31 protein-coding genes and 2 pseudogenes are annotated in these 23255 nt (G+C 51.3%); 29 read left to right on the top strand and 4 right to left on the bottom strand.

Features of this window, described 5'->3' with window-relative positions; genetic code table 11:
- Positions 1-72 precede the first annotated feature (72 nt).
- On the top strand, positions 73-1257 hold the full coding sequence (locus tag LZU96_RS00885) for a NupC/NupG family nucleoside CNT transporter (RefSeq protein WP_233985865.1): 1185 nt from the start codon (positions 73-75) through the stop codon (positions 1255-1257).
- 35 nt (positions 1258-1292) lie between these two features.
- Here the strand turns inward: LZU96_RS00885 and LZU96_RS00880 are convergent, their stop codons facing one another.
- Complete coding sequence (locus LZU96_RS00880) at positions 1293-1718, bottom strand: DUF3574 domain-containing protein (protein ID WP_233985863.1); 426 nt, start codon at positions 1716-1718, stop codon at positions 1293-1295.
- 157 nt (positions 1719-1875) lie between these two features.
- Between LZU96_RS00880 and LZU96_RS00875 the strand changes: the two genes are divergently transcribed.
- The 25 genes and pseudogenes from LZU96_RS00875 (at position 1876) to LZU96_RS23555 (ending at position 18977) form a co-directional block, all read left to right on the top strand.
- A complete protein-coding gene (locus tag LZU96_RS00875; protein WP_233985861.1) occupies positions 1876-2739 on the top strand; it encodes a YicC/YloC family endoribonuclease in 864 nt (287 codons plus the stop codon).
- A 185-nt stretch (positions 2740-2924) separates the two neighbouring features.
- Positions 2925-4184: a tyrosine-type recombinase/integrase gene (locus tag LZU96_RS00870; protein ID WP_233985858.1), complete on the top strand. Its 1260-nt coding sequence runs from the start codon at positions 2925-2927 to the stop codon at positions 4182-4184.
- Between the two features lie 9 nt (positions 4185-4193).
- A complete protein-coding gene (locus LZU96_RS00865) occupies positions 4194-4982 on the top strand; it encodes a hypothetical protein (protein ID WP_233985856.1) in 789 nt (262 codons plus the stop codon).
- A gap of 118 nt (positions 4983-5100) precedes the next feature.
- Complete coding sequence (locus LZU96_RS00860) at positions 5101-5316, top strand: helix-turn-helix transcriptional regulator (protein ID WP_233985853.1); 216 nt, start codon at positions 5101-5103, stop codon at positions 5314-5316.
- Positions 5316-5735 carry a hypothetical protein gene (locus LZU96_RS00855; protein WP_233985852.1) on the top strand — a complete coding sequence of 140 codons (420 nt, stop codon included), beginning with the start codon at positions 5316-5318 and terminating at the stop codon, positions 5733-5735. The genes LZU96_RS00860 and LZU96_RS00855 overlap by 1 nt, the downstream gene beginning before the upstream one ends.
- Before the next feature lie 13 nt (positions 5736-5748).
- Positions 5749-6591: an antA/AntB antirepressor family protein gene (locus tag LZU96_RS00850; protein ID WP_233985851.1), complete on the top strand. Its 843-nt coding sequence runs from the start codon at positions 5749-5751 to the stop codon at positions 6589-6591.
- Positions 6584-6763, top strand: coding sequence for a DUF4222 domain-containing protein (locus LZU96_RS00845; protein WP_233985850.1), 180 nt, complete (start codon positions 6584-6586; stop codon positions 6761-6763). Before LZU96_RS00850 ends, LZU96_RS00845 begins: the two co-directional genes overlap by 8 nt.
- Positions 6760-7506 (top strand): host cell division inhibitor Icd-like protein, encoded by a 747-nt coding sequence (locus LZU96_RS00840; RefSeq protein WP_233985849.1) that lies wholly within the window; start codon positions 6760-6762, stop codon positions 7504-7506. The genes LZU96_RS00845 and LZU96_RS00840 overlap by 4 nt, the downstream gene beginning before the upstream one ends.
- Positions 7499-7786 (top strand): transcriptional regulator, encoded by a 288-nt coding sequence (locus tag LZU96_RS00835; protein ID WP_233985848.1) that lies wholly within the window; start codon positions 7499-7501, stop codon positions 7784-7786. The genes LZU96_RS00840 and LZU96_RS00835 overlap by 8 nt, the downstream gene beginning before the upstream one ends.
- Positions 7783-8076 (top strand): hypothetical protein, encoded by a 294-nt coding sequence (locus LZU96_RS00830; RefSeq protein ID WP_233985847.1) that lies wholly within the window; start codon positions 7783-7785, stop codon positions 8074-8076. The genes LZU96_RS00835 and LZU96_RS00830 overlap by 4 nt, the downstream gene beginning before the upstream one ends.
- Positions 8076-8303 (top strand): hypothetical protein, encoded by a 228-nt coding sequence (locus tag LZU96_RS00825; protein ID WP_233985846.1) that lies wholly within the window; start codon positions 8076-8078, stop codon positions 8301-8303. Before LZU96_RS00830 ends, LZU96_RS00825 begins: the two co-directional genes overlap by 1 nt.
- The gene (locus tag LZU96_RS00820) at positions 8300-8911 is read left to right on the top strand and encodes a hypothetical protein (protein ID WP_233985845.1); all 612 of its coding nucleotides are present in this window, start codon (positions 8300-8302) and stop codon (positions 8909-8911) included. Before LZU96_RS00825 ends, LZU96_RS00820 begins: the two co-directional genes overlap by 4 nt.
- A gap of 9 nt (positions 8912-8920) precedes the next feature.
- Positions 8921-9277, top strand: coding sequence for a hypothetical protein (locus tag LZU96_RS00815; protein WP_233985844.1), 357 nt, complete (start codon positions 8921-8923; stop codon positions 9275-9277).
- On the top strand, positions 9270-12053 hold the full coding sequence (locus LZU96_RS00810; protein WP_233985843.1) for a TOPRIM and DUF927 domain-containing protein: 2784 nt from the start codon (positions 9270-9272) through the stop codon (positions 12051-12053). Before LZU96_RS00815 ends, LZU96_RS00810 begins: the two co-directional genes overlap by 8 nt.
- 172 nt (positions 12054-12225) lie before the next feature.
- A complete protein-coding gene (locus LZU96_RS00805; protein WP_233985842.1) occupies positions 12226-12495 on the top strand; it encodes a PerC family transcriptional regulator in 270 nt (89 codons plus the stop codon).
- An 88-nt stretch (positions 12496-12583) separates the two neighbouring features.
- Positions 12584-13096, top strand: coding sequence for a hypothetical protein (locus LZU96_RS00800; protein WP_233985841.1), 513 nt, complete (start codon positions 12584-12586; stop codon positions 13094-13096).
- A gap of 150 nt (positions 13097-13246) precedes the next feature.
- Positions 13247-13423, top strand: a complete 177-nt coding sequence (locus tag LZU96_RS00795; protein ID WP_233988244.1) for a hypothetical protein — start codon at positions 13247-13249, stop codon at positions 13421-13423.
- The gene (locus tag LZU96_RS00790) at positions 13423-13749 is read left to right on the top strand and encodes a hypothetical protein (RefSeq protein ID WP_233985840.1); all 327 of its coding nucleotides are present in this window, start codon (positions 13423-13425) and stop codon (positions 13747-13749) included. The genes LZU96_RS00795 and LZU96_RS00790 overlap by 1 nt, the downstream gene beginning before the upstream one ends.
- 9 nt (positions 13750-13758) lie before the next feature.
- A complete protein-coding gene (locus tag LZU96_RS00785) occupies positions 13759-16914 on the top strand; it encodes a tape measure protein (protein WP_233985839.1) in 3156 nt (1051 codons plus the stop codon).
- A gap of 82 nt (positions 16915-16996) precedes the next feature.
- Entirely contained in the window at positions 16997-17431 is a 435-nt protein-coding gene (locus LZU96_RS00780; protein WP_233985838.1) for a hypothetical protein, read from the top strand.
- On the top strand, positions 17428-17646 hold the full coding sequence (locus LZU96_RS00775; RefSeq protein WP_233985837.1) for a hypothetical protein: 219 nt from the start codon (positions 17428-17430) through the stop codon (positions 17644-17646). Before LZU96_RS00780 ends, LZU96_RS00775 begins: the two co-directional genes overlap by 4 nt.
- On the top strand, positions 17639-17857 hold the full coding sequence (locus tag LZU96_RS00770; protein WP_233985836.1) for a hypothetical protein: 219 nt from the start codon (positions 17639-17641) through the stop codon (positions 17855-17857). The genes LZU96_RS00775 and LZU96_RS00770 overlap by 8 nt, the downstream gene beginning before the upstream one ends.
- Positions 17847-18071 carry a hypothetical protein gene (locus LZU96_RS00765; protein WP_233985835.1) on the top strand — a complete coding sequence of 75 codons (225 nt, stop codon included), beginning with the start codon at positions 17847-17849 and terminating at the stop codon, positions 18069-18071. Before LZU96_RS00770 ends, LZU96_RS00765 begins: the two co-directional genes overlap by 11 nt.
- A gap of 3 nt (positions 18072-18074) precedes the next feature.
- Positions 18075-18209: pseudogene (locus tag LZU96_RS00760) on the top strand (DUF6246 family protein); the annotation flags it as partial.
- A 564-nt stretch (positions 18210-18773) separates the two neighbouring features.
- Entirely contained in the window at positions 18774-18977 is a 204-nt protein-coding gene (locus LZU96_RS23555) for a DUF551 domain-containing protein (protein ID WP_419149887.1), read from the top strand.
- A gap of 66 nt (positions 18978-19043) precedes the next feature.
- On the opposite strand, the gene LZU96_RS00755 is transcribed toward LZU96_RS23555, so the two are convergent.
- Positions 19044-19283: a DUF6953 family protein gene (locus LZU96_RS00755; RefSeq protein ID WP_419149886.1), complete on the bottom strand. Its 240-nt coding sequence runs from the start codon at positions 19281-19283 to the stop codon at positions 19044-19046.
- 44 nt (positions 19284-19327) lie between these two features.
- Entirely contained in the window at positions 19328-19507 is a 180-nt protein-coding gene (locus LZU96_RS00750) for a YodC family protein (protein ID WP_233985834.1), read from the bottom strand.
- Positions 19508-19531: 24 nt separating this feature from the next.
- On the opposite strand from LZU96_RS00750, the pseudogene LZU96_RS00745 reads away from it, so the two are divergent.
- The 3 genes and pseudogenes from LZU96_RS00745 to LZU96_RS00730 form a co-directional block, all read left to right on the top strand.
- A pseudogene (locus LZU96_RS00745) lies at positions 19532-19728 on the top strand (terminase small subunit); the annotation flags it as partial.
- 385 nt (positions 19729-20113) lie between these two features.
- Positions 20114-21019 (top strand): DNA-processing protein DprA, encoded by a 906-nt coding sequence (locus tag LZU96_RS00735; RefSeq protein WP_233985832.1) that lies wholly within the window; start codon positions 20114-20116, stop codon positions 21017-21019.
- On the top strand, positions 21010-21648 hold the full coding sequence (locus LZU96_RS00730) for a hypothetical protein (protein ID WP_233985831.1): 639 nt from the start codon (positions 21010-21012) through the stop codon (positions 21646-21648). Before LZU96_RS00735 ends, LZU96_RS00730 begins: the two co-directional genes overlap by 10 nt.
- A gap of 2 nt (positions 21649-21650) precedes the next feature.
- Here LZU96_RS00730 and LZU96_RS00725 read toward each other — a convergent pair whose 3' ends face one another.
- Positions 21651-22058 (bottom strand): hypothetical protein, encoded by a 408-nt coding sequence (locus LZU96_RS00725; protein WP_233985830.1) that lies wholly within the window; start codon positions 22056-22058, stop codon positions 21651-21653.
- Between the last annotated feature and the right edge of the window lie 1197 nt (positions 22059-23255).

Genomic DNA, 23255 nt, shown 5'->3' with positions numbered 1-23255 from the left:
CCGCATCATCAGATGAAATTCACCGCTGACTGTGGCTAAATGCGCGTTCCTGTTCTTCTGATTAAAAAAACTATGGCCGCCATTCTTCATTTCCTGCTGGCGCTGGGGGTGATTTTCGCCCTTGCGCTGCTGGTCAGTCATGACCGTAAACAGATTCGCCTGCGCTTTATCGTTCAGCTGATTGTGGTGGAAGCCGCGCTCGGTTGGTTCTTTCTTCATTCTGCCAGTGGTCTGGCACTGGTGGGTTCGGTGGCGGGTTTCTTTGAGACGCTGCTCGGCTTTGCCGCCCAGGGTACAGAGTTCGTGTTTGGCGGAATGAGCAAACAGGGACTGGCGTTTATTTTCCTTGGCGTTCTCTGCCCGATTGTCTTTATCTCCGCCTTAATCGGCATATTGCAGCACTGGCGCATTCTGCCGCTGCTGATTCGACTAGTCGGTACCCTGCTGTCGAAAATTAACGGCATGGGCAAGCTCGAGTCGTTTAACGCCGTCAGTACGCTGATTCTCGGTCAGTCGGAAAACTTCATCGCCTATAAAGGGATTCTGGGTGATATCCCGCCGCGCCGGCTCTACACCATGGCGGCGACCGCGATGTCCACCGTTTCGCTGTCGATTGTCGGTGCTTATATGTCGATGATTGAACCAAAGTATGTGGTTGCAGCGCTACTGCTCAACATGTTCAGCACCTTTATTATCCTGTCGATCATCAACCCGATGAAAAGCCAGGATGAGCAGCCTATCGCGCTGGATAAACTGCATGAAGAGCAGAGCTTCTTTGAGATGCTGGGTGAGTACATTCTGGCAGGATTCAAAGTTGCGATGATCATTCTGGCGATGCTGATCGGTTTTATTGCACTGATCGCGGCCGTGAATGCGCTATTTGCCGCCCTGTTTGGTTACAGCTTCCAGCAACTGCTTGGCTATCTGTTCTATCCGTTTGCCTGGCTGATTGGCATTCCTAAGGCTGACGCGCTGCAGGCAGCCAGCATCATGGCGACCAAACTGGTGGCCAATGAGTTTGTGGCGATGATTGAGCTGCAGAAAGTGGCCTCAGGCATGAGCGCGCGCGGACTGGGTATTCTGTCGGTGTTCCTGGTCTCTTTCGCTAACTTCGCCTCTATCGGCATTGTGGCGGGCGCCATTAAGGGACTGAACGAGCAGCAGGGCAACGTGGTGTCACGTTTTGGCTGGAAGCTGGTCTACGGCTCGACGCTGGTGAGCCTGCTGTCGGCCGCTTTTGCCGGTCTGTTTATCTGATCGTCAACGGCGGCAATCTGCCGCCGTTTCCCGCCTCAGAACCCCACGCAAACCGGCGCATCGACCCGCATCACCGACTCCTGACCAAAGCGCTTTTTATACAGCGTACGTAACGCTTCGATATGGGTATTCACGGCCGGATCAAAACGGTGGATCAGCATCAGCGCTTTGCTGTTTTCCCGTGCCAGCTGCCCATTTTCGCCCAGCCACTGACCTTTAGCGTCATAGACTGACAGCCCGTCCCTGAAGCGCGGTGTGACCTCGTTATCGACGAAATTCATCCACTCAAGTGAGCTCACTGTCCCGCCTTGTGGCTTACTCAGACCAAACCACAGCGTGGTCTGCATCATAACGTCGCCCCCGGCACAAATGGGTTGGGGTTTGGTTGGCGGGGCTGGCGGTGTCTGGCAACCCGCCAGCAACAGCACCAGCGCAACAGGAAAAGCAATAACGCGAGACATCGATCCGCCTCCTCAGAAAATGGGCCAGCCGCCATCATAAGTGCCTGTCGGACAAAGCGGAAATGATTCGTTATTCCGCTGACAGACGCTTATGCCTGTTATGCCGTGGCTGCCCTCGCTATACTTCACCCCATCTTTCCGAAAATGAGTATCGCTTATGATCCGCAGTATGACCGCTTATGCCCGCCGCGAAGCCAAAGGCGAATGGGGCAGCGCCGCCTGGGAGCTGCGTTCCGTGAACCAACGTTATCTGGAAACCTACATCCGTCTGCCGGAGCAGTTCCGCGGGCTGGAGCCGGTGATCCGCGAGCGCATTCGCCAGCGTCTGACGCGCGGCAAGATTGAGTGCAACCTGCGTTATGATGCCGATCCCAGCGCCCAGGGCGAACTGATGCTGAACGAAGCACTGGCGAAGCAGCTGGTGCAGGCGGCTAACTGGGTGAAGATGCAAAGTGATGAAGGCGCGATTAATCCGCTGGATATTCTGCGCTGGCCGGGCGTGATGTCTGCTCAGGAGCAGGACCTGGATGTGATCAATCAGCAGTTACTGCAGGCGCTGGATGGCGCGCTGGATGATTTCATTGCGGCACGCGAAAGCGAAGGTACCGCACTGAAAGGGATGATTGAGCAGCGTCTGGAAGGCGTTTCACAGGAAGTCAGCAAAGTCCGCGCGCAGATGCCTGAAGTGATCAAATGGCAGCGTGAGCGGCTGGTTGCCAAACTGGAAGACGCCGAAGTGCAGCTGGAAAATAATCGCCTGGAGCAGGAACTGGTGATGATGGCGCAGCGTGTTGACGTCTCTGAAGAGCTGGATCGACTGGATGCTCACGTGAAAGAGACCTACAACATCCTGAAGAAGAAAGAGGCGGTCGGTCGCCGTCTGGACTTCATGATGCAGGAATTTAACCGCGAGTCGAATACGCTGGCATCGAAGTCAATCAATGCAGAAATCACCACCTCCGCGATTGAACTCAAGGTGCTGATTGAGCAGATGCGAGAGCAGATTCAGAACATCGAGTGACGACGCATTAAAAATCACTAAGCATCAACTTACTAGCAAAGCCCGCATATAATCGGGCTTTTTTGTTGTCAGGAGCTAGCATAAAGACGCATGAAAGCGCATGATTAGTGTGTACACCTTGGTGTACCTAAAGCAGAATTTTAATGGTACTGGGTGTACACCACTAATCAACACTGGATTCATAGATGCCAAAGCTAACTGACGCACAGATACGCGCATGGATTAAAGCCGGCGAAAGGTTTGAGGGGAAATCAGATGGTAACGGACTTTACCTGTCTTACCGCGAGAACTATCAAACGCCTGTCTGGCGCTTCCGCTATAAGTTCTCAGGCAAAGCGCGAGCGATGCTCATTGGCTCCTATGCTGAGCTATCTCTGTCCAAGGCAAGGGAAACGGTTAAAGAGTTATCCGCTCGCGTGGCACTGGGCTATGACGTGGCCGGAGAAAAGCAGCAACGCAAAGCCGATGCGCTGGCAAAAATTGACGCTGAGAAGAACGCTATGCGCGTGTCACAGCTGGCTGCTGAATACTTCGAGCGTCAGATCCTGCCACGCTGGAAGCATCCCGACATACTGCGCCGCCGCATAGATAAAGACATAAACCCGTGTATTGGCAAAATGAAGGTAGAGGATGTAAAGCCCCGCCACATAGATGACATGCTGAAAGCGATTGTTGACCGCGGAGCACCTACAGTTGCCACTGACGTTCTGCGCTGGACGCGCCGCATATTTGATTACGGCATCAAGCGCCACGCTCTGGAAGTTAACCCCTGCTCTGCCTTTGAGATTTCCGATGCTGGTGGCAAAGAGGTTAGCCGTGACCGCTGGTTAAGCCGTGATGAGCTGATAAAGCTGTTCGATGCGATGCGCACGGCCAAGGGCTTCAGCCGCCAGAATGAACTCACATTTAAGTTACTGCTGGCACTGTGTGTCAGGAAGATGGAGCTTTGCGCTGCTCAGTGGGCCGAGTTCGATTTAAATGAAGGTGTCTGGCATCTGCCGGCTGAGCGCACTAAGAACGGTGATGCGATTGACATCCCATTACCGCCACCAGCGTTAGCATGGTTGAAAGAGCTTCACACCCTTTCCTGTAACAGCAAATGGGTGCTACCCGCACGTAAGATGCAAAACCGCATGATCCCCCATATTCAGGAAAGCACTCTGCCGGTTGCGCTGGCAAAAGTGCGTGCTGAAATGGCAGACATTCCCAACTTCACCATTCACGATTTCCGCCGCACGGCGCGCACACATCTTGCTGCGCTGGGATGCGATCCGGTCGTAGCAGAGCGCTGCCTTAACCACCGTATTAAAGGTGTCGAGGGTATCTATAACCGGCATCAGTATTTCGATGAAAGGAAGGCTGCGCTTAGCCAGTGGGCCGACCTGCTGGTAGTGCTGGAGCGCGGAGAGCAATACAACGTGACCTCAATAAGAAAGGTTAAATAAGGAAATTTTATGGCTAAGACTCCGAATTTTTGGGTTGATAATAAAATGCCAGTACTTGAGCATTGTTCAGTTGATCGAGTGAGCCAACTTTTTAACTGTAGTCCTGATGAAATACTTTCCCTTGGAAGGTCTGGTGCTATTTCTCTTTACCAAAACCTTAACGGTATTCGAGGTAAAGCAAGGATAGTGATGGATAAAGATCGGGAAGATGAGGCCAGGACATTACTAACGGCTAGAATCGGCCTGGGCGCTCGATTTGGTTTTCTTCCAGTAGAATTTATTCGTGTCGGTGACAAAATAGAGTATGAGCATAAACATGTCCTCTTCATAAATCTAAATGTAGAAGCCTATGGGTTTTGGACTATGACATATTATCACCCTCTGAATCCTTATGGCTTGTCCAGTATTTTTAGAGAAGTTTCTCAGAAAGATGGTGTAAGGCTCATGCATCTTAGGTTGCCTGATAGACAGGTCGAAACGAAGGATGTTTTTATAATGCGTGGTGATATCGAAAGGCTTCATGCATCATCTTTGAGTGGTAGACCTTTAGCTCCATTAGAGCAGGAACCGCATTTAGACCTTGAGGTTGAAGATGCGCCTAAGGAAAGGATTACCGTTAAACAATCTGATTACATAGCAGCGTTGATGAACGCCTTGGGCATTAGTGAGATTGAAATGAGAGATGGGAGTATAAATCAAATAAAACACAAGCTGAGCTCTAAAGCTAAACAGCTTCCAATCCCTGAAGTAACCGAAGATACATTAACCGACTGGCTCAAGAGAGCGGGGAAAAGATAATTTCGAGTTTTGGCAAAACTAGGAAGAATTTTAGGTAACTCTATGACTAAAAAAACTTAATTCTCTATCGTTCATCCTGTAACGACGCATCAACCATCTACAAGAGGTTACGGGGAACATGACGCAACTACAAACAGCAGTATCCGCACTACCCACCAGCGGCTATATCCGCCGCTTCCGTCTAGCTCAAGCGCTGGGCGTCCATGTAGCAACCATTGATCGCTGGGTTCGGGATAAGCGACTGCCATCCCCCGTGAAGCTGGGCGAGAAAAGCACCGCATTTGATGCTGCTGAGGTTAACCGCTGGCTGGCAGAACGCCGCGAGGTGGTCTGATGAAAATGAAAAACCGCCCATTACAGGCGGCTAATCAGGGAGCTGACACCTCTGATGTTACGCCTGCCATAGCTATTAAACTAGCGCCTAAAAAACACCGTGCCCGCCAGTATATGCTTCACAGTGGCATTAATGGCTTCACTGAGAATGAAATCCTTCGTTACTGCAGGTTGTCCAGCGCCCGTAATTACGCGACAGAGTTGGAAAGAAGGCTTGATATTCGCTTGGAGCGCATTGACGAGCCAAACGTTGATGGCATAGGTAGCCACTTCCGCTACCGTATCACTTCCCGTGCTGACGTAATGCGAGTGATTCAATTGGTTAATAGCAATGCCGTTGCTGGTGGCTATATCGGCCTGTCTCAGCATGAGATTAACGACATTCTTTCCCTCTACCCGGATGCGTTCAACGCCGCTTAACGGAGCCTGACAAATGAAAACTGAAAAAAGCAGATTAATTTCTGAGGCCGCTCCTCAGCCTGCCACCAGCATCAGCGATATTTCAGACAACGAGTTTGCCGCTATTGTTCCGGTTATTTCCGGTCAGATTAGTGGGCGTGAAACCAATATTGTGAGTGCAAAAGCTCTGCATAAAGCTTTAGGCGTCGGGCGTGATTATTCGACGTGGCTTTCCGATCGCATCAAAGACTATGGGTTTGAGCTGGGGGTCGATTATGTAGTTTTTGATTCCCCAATCCTGAGGAATCAAAGTACAGAAATTAGCCAAAGTGTTGGAGGCTGGAAAACTAAAAGAGGTGGTGATCGTCGCAGTAAAGATACCGGCCTTTCACTTGGCATGGCAAAAGAGCTGGCGATGGTGGAGCGCAACGAGCAGGGCCGCGCCGTGCGCCGATACTTCATCCAGTGTGAAGAGGCGCTACAGCGTAGCGTGCCTGAGATTGCCGCACAGTATCGCCGCCAGCTTAAAGCCCGTCTGAGTGCCGCTAACATGTTTAAGCCTATGTGTGCCGCTCTGGATGCTGCCCGCGCTGAACAGGGTAAACAGACTTTACTCCGTCACTACAGCAACGAGAGCAATATGATCGCCCGTATTGTTCTGTGTGGTCTCACAGCTAAACAGTGGGCGCAGGTGAATGGCGTTCAGGGTGAACCACGCGACGGCATGAATTCATCCCAGCTTGAGCACCTCACCTATCTCGAAAGCACCAACACCACACTGATTGATATGGGCATGGCCTATGACCAGCGCAAAGCCGAACTGATGCGCCTGTCTCAGCGATGGCTGGCTAAACGTTTGGAGGCAGCCCATGACTAAGCCCACCAGCACACCAGCCCCAAATGATCGCTATCAGGACACCAGCGGCGCATTAGTGACGGTACACAGCGTGCAATTTAATCGCGTGACGTTCTATCGGGATGGCTATTCATCGCCCTGCACACAGCCTGTAGAGCGCTTTGTGCGTGAGTTCACAGAGGTAAAGCCATGAAGGCCATTCAGAGCAATTCCTACCCGCTGGTTGACCTGTCACTACGCCAGAAGAACTTAGCCAGGCTTAGCCTGTTGATGATAAATGATGACGTCAGCAACCTGTCAAAACCTGACATCCACTCAGCCGAAAGTTTGGCTTTGTTCCTGTTAGCGGCTAACGACATGATGTGTAAGCCAGCGTCTTACGCTGGTGATGCCGGTCATCACAAACAGGCAAAAAACCGCTTGCCCTCTTTGCATTCTTCGGACTATCCTCACTCTGCACCGGCAAAATCCGGTGTCAGGATTGGCGTCCTGGTAATGTTGTCGGCGACACTTGACGCGCCTAGCGTCTTTTTTTGTGTCGTAAATCTGACTCACCCTTTTTTCGGCGATATGGTTATAATCCGTGTCGCTCACGAAGTAATGGTGGGCTGGATGGGGGCGGAGAAATCCGCGCCGGTTTCCGATAACGCCGGTTACGCCAACCCTGTTCAGTCCACCACCAGTGAAATTGGCGTTTCCGGTGGTGGTATCAAATACCAGTTATCGGAGGCTGCCACCATGGCTACTACCCTCACCCAAGCCACATCCAAATTTGAGTTTCGTTTTCTGGCTTTGTCACGCGCTGACATGCAGGCCAAACCTTGCCGCGTATCCGTTCAGGCTGCTAGTGAGAAAGAAGCCCGCCGCGTTCTGGCACCACATTTCATTTTGTCACTAGCCGCGCGCCTGCCAGTTCAGGAGGTGTCCCATGCATAACGACAACATCAAATCCCACACTGAAGATTTCAAGCGTACTCAGGCCATCATCGGTAATGAGGCCGCTCCGACGCCAAACACCCCTGAGAATATCTCTCGTGATCGCCTACTTCGTGCTCAGGCCGGATTGCTACACCTGCTGACTGTAGTAATCCCTCAGGTTACGGACGAGAAGCAACGCCGTGAAATGTATCTCATCGTAGATGGCATCCACAGTCTCACCCGCTTCGAAGAATGTGATGCTGCGAGAGAGCGTCAGGCGCAGGAGGGAAAGGCATGAAAAATCTCAACGTCGCTGTAGCCACCAAAAACCCGCGGCCGGTTGCCGTTCTTACTCAGCAGCAATCGCCTCTTAACTCTGTGTCTATCGACATTCATAACGCTGATAAGTACGCGCATCAGCTAGCTGAAATCTATAGCGGCAGCGTCCATGAAGCACTTATGGAGCACGATCCAAAAGCCGCAGTGCGCATCGCCACACTGTTTGCTGAGTTGTGTTCAACCACAGATCGTGCCGGCATGCGTATCACCAGACTTTCCGGCCAGTTTGCTCATGGGGGTGTTATCTGATGACTATTTCATTTACTGACATTGACGGGCAAGCAGCCAATCTCAAGAAGGCTCGCGCCGTTCTATCCATCCTCCTTGAGACGATGCCTGGCACTGACGTTAACGAGGATTACACCTGGCTCATCAATCTGGCGCACGGCACCGTTCACGACACCATCCAGGCACTTGAGGCAGCAGTTGATGCTGAGCTGAAATCACCCGGAAAGGGAGTGCAGGCAAAGTCATGAAGAACGCTCTCAAATTCCCAACAGTGCCGGAGAAATCCGGCTCTTTCGCAGCAGAAGCTTCTCCTGATGGTGTGCGTATCGGCGCCAGGCTTATCGGCTATTCACCCCTTATCCGCCAGCTTGATGATGGCCGCTTTGACAGTCCGCTCTCAGAGGGGTTTGGCGTTATCGCTGAGCTGTCTCTGGCCGAATCCAGGGGCTGGTTCATTCCTGACAACGAGCAGCGTGTAATCGTCTGGCGCTGGCTGGTGGCCGGGGTGTTCATCGTTGAGCAAATGAAAGAAAACGGCACAGTTCCGATTGTTCAGGATGACGGCACAACCACTTATGCGGTGCGTTACGTGGGTGAACATGGCGGCATTGTGATTTACCCGGCAACCGAGCGTTTTTCGCTGGCAAGAAATATTGAAGAGCTGGCCTTCGAGCAGTTCACCCATGACAGTCCTCATCAGAAATCCCTGATGCTTTATCAGTCCATGCTTGAGGCATCACCAGATGGAGGCATGAGGTTATCCAAATGGGGACGTGAAGGTTTGGCGATGCTTCACGACGGATTCATTGAAATGCTGAATACCGAAGGTATGCCAGCCGCACCAACGGCGCACTGAGGGGGAGCCATGGCAATTCTTACTAAAAACTTCCGCCTGAATGCGCTGGCTAACCAGTTTGCAGCGGCAATGTATAACAGCGTAAGACAGCAGAACGGCGGCGACTGGTTCCCGATGACGGTAAACGGCCATCAAATTCAGGTGGCGATTGTGGATGGTATGTCAGGTATCAGAATGCTGGTAGACAGCTACCTTCTGGAGCCCATGAAAAAGGCCTATCCGAACTGGGAACAGCTGGCTTCTGACCTGCTCATTCTCTGCCTGGACGGCAACGAACCTTCCGGTTACGGGCAATCTATCTGGCAGAGCATGATCAACGATATGAGCGCCTCGCTCTCAGGCAGCGAGGGCCATTTCCATGCGTAATTACGACCTTATCCGGGAAGCCACCAGCGCCGCAGCTAACCGCTGGCCAATGGTGTTAAGCCAGCTGGGAATTGAAGTGCCACGATCACCCCGCCAGCACGCACCATGCCCTGCCTGTGGCGGTAAAGATCGCTTTCGCTTCGATGACAAAGGGCGCGGTAGCTTCTTCTGCAACCAGTGCGGTGCGGGTGATGGTTTAGACCTCATCCAGAAAGTTAATCAGTGTGGTACCACTGAGGCCGCCCGTATGGCGGCTGATGTGCTGGGTATTGATTACCGGGCAGCAGAAACTGACCAGAAAGCAGCCAGCCAGAGAAGGCATCAGCTTGACGAACAACGCCACCAGCATGAGCAGCAGCGCCTGAAGAAAGAGGCAGCAGAAGCAGAACAGCGCCGCGAGAGCTTTGTGAGCCACTACCAGAGGCTGGCAGAGCAGACCATTCTAGGCGAAAGCGAGTACCTGATTGCTAAGGGGCTGGACGGGTTCCTTCTGCCATGCCTGCCCGATGGATCAATTCTTCTTTCGCTAGTGGATGAATCCGGCTATGTGGCCGCAGCGCAGACCATCACGCCACAGGGCGAAAAGAAAGTGCTCTATGGCTCAGCCAAGCGCGGAGCGTGGCACCTCGTTAACCAGCCGCAGGAAGTGAAAGAAATCATCATTGGTGAAGGGCTGGCCACAACGCTCACCGCACACTTGATACGTCCCGGCGCGCTGGCTGTCGTAGCGCTCGATGCAGGTAATCTGCTGCCGGTCGCGGAGACTATGCGCCAGCGGCACCCGGACGCCGCAATCATCATTGCCGGCGATAACGACTGGCATGAGCCAGGCGAACTCGATGACAACGGCAAACCAAAAGTGAACAGCGGGAAGATATTCGCTGATAAAGCTGCTGAGGCAATCAATGGATGGGTTTCCTTACCGCCCACCAGCCATAAGGCAGACTGGGATGATTACCGCCAGCAAAACGGGCTGGAAAGCGCTACAGCAGCATTTAACGATTCACTGTACCAACCGCAGGGGGAAAGCATGGGCGCACAACTGGAAGTGATTGAGGGTGGTAAAGCAGCAGCGCCGGATCGCGATGCGCTAAAGCCTCGGATTGAAAGCCGTCAGGATGGTGTGTACTGGGTTGAGCCAAACACCGATAAGCAGACCGGGGAAATCATCAACCGCGAAAGCTGGCTGTGCTCACCACTGCAGGTAATCGGTACCGGTCGCGATGACAAAGACCAGTTCCTGATCCTCCGCTGGCAGGCGTGGGGTTCAGAGAGTGAAACCACGCAGGCGATCCCGCTGGCCGACATCGGCGAGCGCGAGGGATGGCGAACGCTCAAAGCTGGTGGCGTGAACGTCACCACCAAAAGCGGCCTGAGAGCGATTCTGGCTGACTGGCTACAGCGGAACGGCTCAAGGGAGGTATGGAGAGTGGCGCACGCTACAGGGTGGCAATGTGGCGCTTACATCATGCCTGACGGGGAGATCATCGGCACACCTGACAAGCCGGTACTTTTCAACGGCCGTAGTTCTGCCGCAGCCGGTTACACCTGCAGGGGGAACGCAGAGAGCTGGCGTCAAAGCGTTGGGGCGCTGGTCACCGGTAACTATTCGATGATGACAGGCGTTGCTGCTGCGCTGGCTGCCCCGCTGATTGGCTTGTCTGGTGCTGATGGATTCGGCATTCACTTTTATGAACAATCGAGCGCCGGCAAGACCACAACCGCCAATGTTGCCAGCAGCCTATACGGTAATCCTGACCAGCTGCGCCTGACATGGTACGGCACCGCGTTAGGCCTGGCTAACGAGGCCGCCGCCCACAATGATGCGCTGATGCCGCTGGATGAGGTCGGACAAGGCGCTGATCCGGTTAGCGTCTCGCAGTCAGCCTATGCACTCTTTAACGGCGTAGGGAAGCTTCAGGGAGCCAAAGAAGGCGGAAACCGTGACCTGAAGCGCTGGCGCACAGTAGCGATCAGCACCGGCGAGATGGATTTAGAAACCTTCATCGCTATGGCGGGTCGCAAAGCGAAGGCCGGGCAGTTGGTCAGGCTGCTGAATATCCCACTGAGTAAGGCTGTGCGCTTCCACCAGCACGAGAACGGCAAGCAGCACGCCGACGCGCTGAAGGATGCCTGGCAGAATCACCACGGCGCAGCAGGCCGGGAGTGGATTAAATGGCTAGCCGGCAATCAACAGCAGGCTACTGAGGCAGTCAGAGAGGCAGAGGCGCGCTGGCGCGGTCTGATACCGGCAGAATATGGCGAGCAGGTTCATCGCGTAGGCACACGCTTCGCCATTCTTGAGGCTGCGTTACTGCTGGGCCGCGTTATCACTGGATGGGACGAGCAGACGTGCCGCGACGCCGTTCAGCACAGCTATAACGCCTGGGTGAGAGAGTTTGGTACCGGCAACAAAGAACATCAGCAGATCATCGCCCAATGTGAAGCGTTTTTGAACGCCAATGGCTACAGCCGGTTTGCTCCTTTCCCGTATGATCCTCAGTCGCTTCCTATCCGCGATATGGCCGGCTATCGCGCCAGCGGCAACCATGACGATGATCCGATCGTCTTTTACACCTTCCCGGCAACGTTCGAGCAGGAGATAGCCAGTGGATTCAATCCCAAGCAGTTCGCCCGGGTGCTGGTGGAAAGCGGGATGCTGACACCGCCGGCCAGCGGCAGGGGCTACCAGAGGAAGTCACCGAGGATTAACAAGCGTCAGTACAACGTCTATGTGATCCAGTACCGGCCAGAGGATGAGGCAGAAGAAGAGTAAGCCTCACATGTGAGGATTTTAGTGTTGGTTCAGTTAGTTCAGTTGGTTCAATTCCTCATTACCTTTGATTTATAAGAAATTTAAATTCAAAAGTGAACCAACACTGAACTAACAAAGGGCTGTTTTGAACCAACATCCTCAGCGTTAACACATGCTTTTCAGGACGGTACAGATGGTAAATGACAAGAGAGCTGAAGAACTTGAGGCGAAAGGCCTCTACAGAAGAGCAGCTTCTCGCTGGCTGGAGGTGTTCGACAATTGCGACTCAGAAGCAGGCCGAGAGTGGATCAGATCCCGCCGCAATCAGTGTCTGGCGAAGCGTGTTCGCCCCACTATGCTTATCGACACCTTTGGAGATGTGACCAAGGCCGCAGCCGATACACAGCGCCGCATGGGATTAGCTAAGCCAGGTGGCGAGGCGTTTAGACTAAAAACGAAGTGATCGCCGATTAAAGAATGGACGGTTTTTATTGCCATCGGACGGCTCAGGACAATAGGATTAGTCGCAACAATACTTATGGGATAGGGATATGAAGAAGTTACTAATAATCAGCCTTGTTTGTGCCGTGCTCACCGGCTGTGGTCAAGAAAGCGCTACGGATAAAGTTATTGAGTTCATAAAGACAAAGGATATCAATCTGCTTTCCAAATCAAAAATCGCAGAATGTAAAAAAGAGAATTTGAAAGAGATCGGCTTCGTTGATGGGAACTCACTCCCAACCACCAGCGCCTACTACAAGCTAAGCGATTATTTGTACTCTAAGGTCAAGTACGAACCGATTTCCGAGAAAAAAGATGGTGATATTACGGTTGTAGAAATAAAAGAGTCGTTTCCCAAGCCTATTGAAGCCGCCAAATCCTTTATTTTCGCAGAAAACCCCTCAGCAAAAGACAAATCTGAGCTTGATAACCTCAACGATTTATATCAAAGCGGGGAATTAAATCACTTTGATTACACCGAGAGCGTAAGGACATGGAGAGTTCTGCCTGATGGTATTGACCCGCAGTTAACGAGCCGGCAACTCAAATTGTGCTCAGAGTAGTATCTACTCCCCAGCCCGTTTATGCGGGCTTTTTTATAAGCAAAATATTCGATCAAAACGATCAAATCTATATTTCATAAATCGGCATGATCAACTCCACTATTTCATTAATTGAAATTATAATTACTGTGTAAAATAACAGGAGGTGTCATGATCCAGCAGCCAACCGTCAAACCCGTTCTGATGCGGATTGAACAAATCGAAGCCCTAAGAAAAATTCAGGAACAGGAACGCGCTAAATCACCATTAGGCGTGGCTCCAACTATTCACGTTATCGCTCGCGGCCTGATGGACAAAGCACTGGCACAACTGGATCAGGAGGCGTGATGAAGCAATTACAGCGCCTGGCTGAGACTATCGCAGAAACATACATCCGTGACCGAATCCGGGAAAATGGCAACGCACAGTTCACCCATAACGGTAAAACCGGTGAGGTGCGCCGGGAATTGCTGGCATCGGGGCTGGTGGATAACTGCGTTTATGCTGCCCGCAGCAGCGGCAAGGTCGATTATGAACGTGAGGCATACACCATGCTGATGGAGATGATTTCTCTGGACGGCAGGGAGTACCAGGTGACAAACCACGGTCTGAACGTGATCGAAAGCATGCACCGCATCGCGCTGGTTAAGACCTCGCCTCGTGTCAGTCATTAAGGGGGATGAATGGCTGATACCAAATTAGGCGGAGTGTATTACGAAGTCGATATTGAGCTGGAAAAGGCGCTTGAAAAGGCAGCAAAGCTCGATAACACACTTGATGGCATGGGTAATTCCGCTGTTAAAGCTGGCAAGCAGATCAACCTCGCAGAACGTTCAATGTCATCGCTTTCTCGCGTAGCCACTGCGCTTACCGCAGCTCTGTCAGTTCAGCAGGTCGCCGCCTATGCAGATGCCTGGGCGAATGTGAACAACAAACTGGCTAACGCTGTCAGGCCGGGCGAGCAGTTGGCTTCTGTTACTGAGCGCGTTTTCAACATCACACAGCAAACCCGTTCAAGTCTCGACGCCACTGCGTCACTGTATGCCCGATTAGAGCGAGCGACCCGGCAGTATGGAACTAGCGCAGACGATCTCGCCAAACTCACCACCATCATCAATCAGGGATTTGTGGTATCGGGCGCTACCGCACAGGAAGCTGAAAACGCCATTATCCAGCTCTCGCAAGGGTTAGCCTCTGGCGCACTGCGTGGCGAAGAATTTAACTCAGTAAACGAACAGGGCAACCGACTCATTGTGGCGCTGGCAGATTCAATGGGCGTCACCATTGGTCAAATGCGCAATATGGCTGCTCAGGGCAAGCTGACGACTGATGCTGTGGTCAATGGCCTGCTTTCGCAAGGTGCCAGTATCGGGCAGGAGTTTGCCAGAACCACCGCCACAATCGGCCAGTCTCTGGAGGTGGCAGGAAATAACATCACTCGCTTTATTGGCTCATCTGCGACTGTTAAAGCCGCTGTTGCTGTATTCAATAGCGCAGTGGTCACTTTAACTGAAAATCTCGATTCAATTTCGACAGCCGTTTTGGCTGTGAGCGCCGTGATGGGCTCAAGATATGTTGGTGCCTTGGCAGCCGCTACAGCACAACAGATCGCTAATGCCGCAGCAGCTTACAAAGTCGCATCAGCACAGGGCGCTATGTCGGCAGCGGCAGCTGGTGCCAGGGGTGTGATGGCGCTAATTGGTGGCCCTGCTGGCGCGGCCACTCTCGCCGCAGCTGCGATTTTCTACTTTTACCAGAAGGCTCAGCAGGCAAGGCAAGAAGCCAATAACTTAGCCGATAGCGCAGCTAACCTCGCAGCTAAGTTTAAAGAGATGTCAGCCACTGAGGTAGGCGCATCAATTGCCCGCATGCGTGAGGCCATCCCGAGCCTCACGGACAGCGTTGAAGATGCGCAAAAGGCATTTGATAACACCGTTTATCGTGTACGCGATCTTCGTAAAGAAATTGATAACTGGGGCACTGGAACGATGAGAGGCCGTCAGGCATCAGAAGCGTTATCAGGTGCTATTGATCAACAGAACATCGCAGCCGAATCGCTGGAAAAAGCTCAGCGCCGCCTGAGCCAGACGCAAAGCGCTATTATTCTTGGTCAAGCCCAGTTAACAACAGGGCTGAAAACAGGCATCGACTTGCTGAGTCGTGAAACAACGGCTGCAGGTGACGCCGCTGGCATGATGTCTCATTTTGCGCGGTCGATAAATCAGGCCGCTACTGCTAAAGAACGTTTTAACTCCACCAGCCTGATTATTAATCGCCCGAAAGACATTCAGGACTACCTCGACAATCAGCAGGAACAAATCGACCTGCAAAGTGAGTTTAACGAGAAGAAACGCGCCCAGCTCAAGGCTGAAATGGACATTCGTAATCTTGCCAAAAAAGACGGCAGCACCGACTCCGAACAGATAGAGCGTGATGTTCAGCTGGCACGCGAAAGGGCCGGTGTGACGTTCGACCAGCAGAAAGCAGAAGACAATCGCCGGAAAGCCCAGCAGCAAAGTGAGCAGCAGGATAAGCGGTCAGCCTCTTCGGCTGAGTCTGTCTCACAGAAGCTGGAAAGCCTGCGCCAGCAGTCCGAATTATCAGCAGATTCAACGACCGAAATGAGCCGCGCTCAGGCCGTTCTTCAGGCTCAGCTGTCACTGGGAAAAGGGGCCACTCAGGAGCAGATTGCGCTGGCCGGTAAGTATCGTGGCGCGATATGGGATACGTCCGCAGCAATCCGCGCTCAGGCCGCCGCTATGAAGCTGATCCCTGAGCAGGCAGAAAATACTCGCTATAAGCAGGATGTCGCTGACCTTAAAACGGCGCTGGAGCAAAAGACCATCACTCAGCAGCAGCATGACGCAGCCGCCGAGCAAATGGAACAACAGCACCAGGTAAATTTAGCCCGAATCCGGGTAATGCAGAATGCCGGAATTACCCCACTACAGGAAGCGCAAGGCGCTATAGATCCCGTTCAGGCGCTGGCTAATGAGAACGCCAAAAAGCTCGCGTTAATACAGGAGTTTGAAACCGCTAAAGGGCAAATCACCCTCAATGGTCTGGCATTAATGAATGCCGCCAACACTCAGTACGAACAGCAGCGTATAGCGGCTCAGTGGGAGATATACCGCAACCAGAGCGCCGCTAACAGCCTTCTGGCTGACGCGGTTGACTCTCTTCAGGGTGGCGCAACTAATGCCATTACTGGCCTTCTTAATGGTACTCAAAGCCTCAGTGAAGCATTCGCCAACATCGGCAGCACGATTCTGAATAGTGTTGTGAGTGGGCTAGTGGAGATGGGGCTCCAGTATGTGAAAAACATGCTTATGGGACAGGTCGCGGCATCAGCAGCGCTTGGGGCAACAGCGACACAGGCTACTGCTGCCGCGGGTATGTGGGGGCCGGCCGCAGTAAGTGCTTCGATAGCTACTATGGGTACAGCGTCAACTGTAGGCACAACAGCCTACTCAACCGCATTAATGGCTTCTAAAGGGCTGGCAGTAGCTGGAGCCCGTGAGCATGGCGGGCCTGTTCTGGCTAACTCAATGTATCGCGTCGGTGAAGGCGGCAAGCCTGAAATCTTCAAAGCCAGCAATGGCAGCCAGTACATGATTCCGGGCGATAATGGCAAGGTGATCAGCAATAGCGATCTGGGTGGTGGTGGCGGCAGCGGAGGTGTGAGCCTAGAGGTGAATTTCAACATTACTACCACTAACGGCATTGATGACGCCACACAGAAGCAGATGATCCAACAGATGAAAACAGTTGCCCTGCAAGTAGCTCGTGAACAAAGCACCCGTGATGGGGGCTTCCTTCAAAAGCGGATTAGGAAGTAATTGAACGCATCGCAGGGACGCGATCATGTTGAGTTTGGTCAAGGTGAAACGGGTATGAGAAATAGCGAAAGGTGGCAGACAGATGCCTGACAGCACGAAAGAACAGGCCAGCCGTGATAAAGGTGGCAAATGGAAGAAAGGCGCATCGGGTAATCCAGGTGGCCGCAGCAGCAGAGCAGCTGAACTGAGGCGTGTGCTGGAAGGTGGCGCTGATGATGCTGTGAAAACCATCATGGACGCGGCTAAAGGAGGCGATATGGCTGCCTGCCGCCTCATCCTGGACAGAGTTGTGCCACCGAGTAAGCCGGTTTATCAGCCTGTTTCGTTCGAGCTGGACGATAGCGATTTACCTGCAGCGGCCCGTTCTGTGATTAAGGCGATTGCCGCAGGCGAGCTACCCGCCGACCAAGGAAAGATGATTTTGGATGGCCTAGCGAACATGGCGAAGATTATCGAAATTACAGAACTGGCTGAGCGCGTTGCTGAGCTGGAGAAGGCACAGGAGAGCGGACAATGAGCCTGTTAAGACGAATTGAAGCACTGGAGGCCACCAGCGGCGCTCAGACTAACAGCGGCGGCCCTGATGAAATCTGGTTAATCGGTGTCAGCCCTGACGGTTCCCGCGAATGTGGCGGCGGTTGGGTGAGAGATAAAGGGCTGTTCCGTAATGCTACGGCTGAAGAAGCACAGCGCCATAATCAGCTTATCCTGCAGGGTGACAATCATGGGTAGCCTGCTGGCACGACTAAACCGGCTGGAAAAAGCCATGACGCCTAAGGATGGCGATATACAGGTGATTTCAGCCCTGATGGATGAGTTAGCAGGCAATGCCCCTGCAGGAGCGTATGAGAGGGCTATAGGGCGCCTGTCACTGCGCGGGCATAACTTCCCGCGGTCACCAGAACTGAGAGTGTTGCTGTTGGGCGGTAACGATGAACATTAAAGCTCGCCTGGCTGCGCTGGAGAAGATAGCGCGAGACAGAGGTAGCAAAGCTATAGATGGCCCACAGCCACCCGTCAGAGCGGACTACTTGCGCGAGGATGGCACTTTTGACCATGTTGACTACAGGACAGCTGTTGATCGCTGGAGCATTCAAGTTTTTGGCAAGCCACTGGAGCAGGTGGCTGAAGAGATTGCTGAAGCTGAAGGTTTCTAACTAATAACCATGACTGAGTTCACCATGCTGCTGGCGGCCAAGTATCCCGATCAGAAAGGCTTCACGCGCGACGAGTACGATAAAGTCGCTGATGCCTACTTTGAAAGAAAGGCGAAAAGGCTGGCTAAAGCAGCGTAACACCCAAGGCGTATTCGCGAATGCGCCTGCAACGCTATGTTCCGGCTATAAGGCGAATGGAATCAGCGAAGGAAACATTATCCTCTAAAGCGCGCGAACGTGCTGAGATGAAATCCTCCTGATACCAGACCACATCACTGACCCTTACCGGGGCTGAGCAATTTTCGCAGTAGATATGTGAGACCTGCTCAGCATGTAATGAATGGGTCGAAGTAAGGAAACGGTCTTCACCACACGTTGTGCAGTGAATTTTGATGACGGGCATAGCAATGACTCACGGGAGGCGAATCTAAACCGCCTCGTTCTAAGAATTATCTTAGTGAAACAGAATGGCAAAGCCTCAGGCAAGAGTTATTTGATTCAGCAACTAAAATTCGAGTGCGCCTGATGATGGCTGCCATGACCATCGCTCTCACCCACGGTTAGCCACGCTGTGAAGCAGGGCGAAATTTCGACGTAAATTTGCTTCACCAGGAATAAACTTAAGGCTAATGTATAAGATAACTTATAGCTATCTAGATATGAGTAATGTTATCAATACTTAAGCAATAAGAGAGATTATTGATGAAATGGATATCAACAGAGGATATGTTGCCTGATCCTTCGCAAATATTGCCGCTTTATGTAGTGAATACAGCGAATGGGATAGGTTTCGCGGATTACGATGGGGCTTTTGGTTTTTCCAATGTGATAATTGGTACGGAAGTACAAAGCCCAACCCTTGCGGTAACGCATTGGATAGAATTACCCGCGATTCCTAAGGTATAAAAATAGCCGCCTCCGGGCGGTTTTTTATTGGAGCGAATATGGCGACCAAATCTGGCCGCCATTGATTTAACCGCGAGCCTCTCGACCATCCTCATCTTCAGGCACGCGATAACGCCAATATTTATCAGGTTTAACCCAAACAACATTTTCCCCACTACTAACTCTAAATTTGTTTATGACTTTTATAGAAAGAACGAGATTTCCATCGGCGTTCTCCTTCAAAAATGCCTCATTGGATGACTTGATTAAGTAATCAACAACATCTTGCTGATAAAGGCACCCATCCTTTTGCAGGGAGAGCATCATCCAGTTTGATAAGTCATCAAGAGATAGCGTTAGCGTACTTGGGGTTATGGCTTTGGGTTTACTTTAACAAGGGATTCCTCCGCAAAGTACCCTTGCTCGAGTTTCTTACCTGCAAACCATTGACACTGGAAAGCCTCTTGATGGATTGCATAACCTTTTACAGTCATTTCAGGCCCACCTGATTTCAACTGAACGATTTCACCTGAATTGAATTTGTTACTCATTCAAAACTCCTTTTGAGAATATTTATGGCACTCACCGACAAAAAAGAAATTTTCTGTCGCGAGTACCTCATCGATTTGAACACCACGTAAGCGGCCATTGGGTGAGGTACAGTGAAAAGACCGCCCGAGCATCAGGTTGCGAGAACCTAACAAAACCTGACATCCAAGACAGAATCGCCGAACTGAAAACTGATCGCAACGGTCGCTTGCAGATTGACGCCACCAGCAGCATTTAGCATAAAGAATGACTGAGCGTTCACTGTAAACGGGCGGGTGAGATGATTGACCGACAGACGATTGAGATGACGCTACTACAGATTGCCCGCCAGAGCGGAGAGCCATTAGACCGACACACCCTCCACACGATCCGCACCGGTATAGCACAAGCGCTGCAGGCTAAAGAGCGCCATCGTCAAAGAATGAATGCTCCCGTGTATCAGTGGAGGAAGCCTGAAATTAAGAGGTAAACACTGTACAAAAAGTCAAAATTGGCGCGATAATCATTATAATGATAAAAATTACACTGATCTTTTGTACAGTACTTTTCGTACGAATTAGCCTGATTGAAACTTAAACACTCACAACCAACGGATACAAAGATTAGCCATGTCACTACTTGATTTCGCATCACACAACTCATTTGAGCGTGCTGTGTCTCCCTTCCGGGAGATGGCTGCTTACGAGGCCTTGTGGACGGAACAAGGCGCAACGTTCAAAACCATTGCCGATAAGTTTCGTAATGCTCAAGGCTGCGTGCTTCCTTCTGAGCTAGTTTCAGATAGCACAATCGAAACGTTCAAATCTAAGATGAAAAACATCCTCGCCAAGTACAACGTTGAGGATTTTGGCGTTCGTGTGCACGGCGCTGGTGAGTACCCTGAAAAGCTACGTGACGCTCGGCATCCTATAGAAGTTCTTTACTATCAGGGCTGGTGGGACTTAGTGAATACACCTTCAGTTGCGGTAGTTGGCTCGCGAAAAGTATCGGAGGAAGGCGCTCGAAGAACGCGTAAGCTGGTTAAATGCCTCGTTAGTGATGGATTAACGATAGTGTCTGGCTTAGCCGAAGGTGTTGATACCTGCGCCCACCAGACTGCGCTGGAAATGGGTGGAAAAACCATCGCTGTTATAGGTACTCCACTTTCGCATAATTATCCGAAACAGAACGTTGATTTGCAGAAGACGATTAGAGAGAACTACCTGCTTATCAGCCAGGTGCCATTCCAGCGCTATTTGGATCAGGACTATCGTAGCAATCGCATCTTCTTCCCCGAGCGCAACGTAACAATGTCCGCTTTAACAAAAGCAACAATCATTGTTGAGGCATCAGATACGTCCGGCACTCTCACACAGGCCAGAGCTGCTCTGGCTCAGGGTAGAAAGCTATTTATTTTGGAATCGTGCTTTCAGAATCCCTCTATCTCATGGCCTGCCAAGTATGAAGCTCAGGGGGCTATACGGGTTAGAGATTACGATGACATTCGTAACAACTTGGATCTTTCATGCGTCTAACGGCTATTGATGAGCTTACACGCGGTCAGCACTATCACTTAGTTGAAGATGACCGCTGCTTGTTCTTTGGAGAATATACTGCCCGCCAAGGCTATGCGTTCAGTGACACCAATAACCTGATCCATAATTTTAAAAAAGGGGTCGACAAGAGAGGGCGCGCAGAATGGGCTTACAAAGAAGCGGCTGTTAGGCGCATAGCAGGTCTCGTAAATTCGATTACAGATACGGATGTATTAACGTTTGTGCCGGTTCCGCCTTCTAAGTGCCCTACAGACCCTGCCTATGATGGGCGTCTTATTGATGTGCTAAGGCTTTGCCAGCAGACCAAACCTAATACCGACTTTAGAGAGCTAATAACCCAAAGGGTTTCTATGCTCGCATCTCATGCAGCAGATAACAGGCCGACTCCTGAACAGATAGCACAGAACTACATTTTCAACCCTGCAGCGGCCGTTGGCATTAGGAATAACATTGTTATATTTGACGATGTCCTTACTGCTGGGAGTCATTACAAAGCCATGAAGAGCACCATCCGTCAACACTTACCGGACAAGGCTATAATAGGCATATTCATTGCACGCACAGCGAGAGAAGCTGAGTGGTTAGATGATTTCGACTTGGAAGATTGAGATCACGAGCGCTTTAAGTCTCTTCTCTTCCAAGCGCTATAAATGTCCTTGTCCCACGCCTTTTCTGCCTTGGTCTGATAGCCAGCCTCATTAAGACGTTCAGCGATGATGCGGCCATTATCAAAGCCTTGTGCGATTGTCTCTTCCACCACACGGGTCACCACCTGCTCATCGTATGGCAAAGGTGGAATACCCTGCTTTCCGCTAATCAAAGCCGCAGCCGCTGTCTCCATTCTCTCCACCAGCGCCATCATACGAGCGTCAGGATTGATCTCTGGCCGGTTCAGCTTCTGCCTGATGGCATCGACCAGCCATGCTGTTTTATCGCCACCAGCAGTGCCAACAGCACCGGTAAAAGCCTCACTTAGCTCTGCAGGCACACGGAATGTCACAGAAAGGGATTTGCTCATAGGTCACCAGCATCAGGGAAGTAGTGAGCATTTTAGCATTGTAAGACAGTGTAAGACATGAAAAGTTGTTGGTTCAGACTGCCCCGTTGTTGGTTCAATTCGGGGTTGTGTTGGTTCACTTTTTGAAAATTAATCCTTATAAAACAATTATTTTTTCAAATTGAACCAACTGAACCAACTGAACGACATGTTTTTGCTTGTATATAACGTGCGTGCGGAACGGTAACCAATCGTGGTAACTGGTAACCAGGTTTGGTAACCACTATCAGAGAGATGATGACAACAGAGTCACATAGTCAAAACGGTGCGGTTAGAAAATCCTAAATCTCAAAGCTGAGCCTTAAGCCTGTGACTAGCACGGCTAGATTACGGAAAGGTATCCAACCTGGTATCCACCAGAATGCATGGTTTCCAAATTAAAGGTTGCCAGAGGGTTTTCCACGATAAGTTTCCATGTGGGCCACCATGAGCGCCGCCCGCGATATGTGCTGAACCCACATTTACCTTTATTCGCCTTTACACATTTGGCGCATGAGCGGGCCAAAAAACTAGCGGCAGCATGCCAATCAGGAAAATCTCATGGGAGGTGTGTAAAAGTACGCAGCGAGGAGTACGCATGTTGGTACGCAGTAAAAGTACGCATTTTTCCTGCGTAAAAAGAGCAGTGATCAGATTATGATCAAAGCCTGCAGGCACCCTCTTTTAGCGTGTACACAAGCGTGTACCCCTTTAGAAATCGCCACTCAAAGAATTCATGCATGGAAAGGGCTTGAGCCACTTACTCAATAATCAGATCCAATATCGAGTAATGCTCCCCTTCACTAAGCGCCTTAACTGGCGCTTAGTTGTCTCTCTGCCCGATCATTACAGCCTGTTCAGGTAGCACTTCACTTTGGTGACTTTTTCAGCGCTGAGGGTGTCAGAATTGCGTAAAGATAGATAAATAATAATTTCCAGACTCTTCTGTAACGGCCGCCATTCACATTTACACTGGACGAAACGCTTCGCTTAACTTCCTGTATTTACGTCATTTAACCCTTAATCCTTCTTTTTTCAGCGCGTTCCGGCATCGCTCCATGAAACAGGTCAATCCTGTAGATTCCGGAGATTGCCTATCTTTCAAGGCACTTTTTGATAAAGTGTTGGTCGAAATCAGTACAGCTGTAGCGCCTGGAGACTTATGGAAGTGCTCTTTAT

It is taken from the genome of Pantoea agglomerans (assembly GCF_021397715.1).
GTDB lineage: Bacteria > Pseudomonadota > Gammaproteobacteria > Enterobacterales > Enterobacteriaceae > Pantoea > Pantoea astica.
Note: the sequence above shows the minus strand (reverse complement) of the source record. Positions and strands in the feature narration are given on the sequence as shown.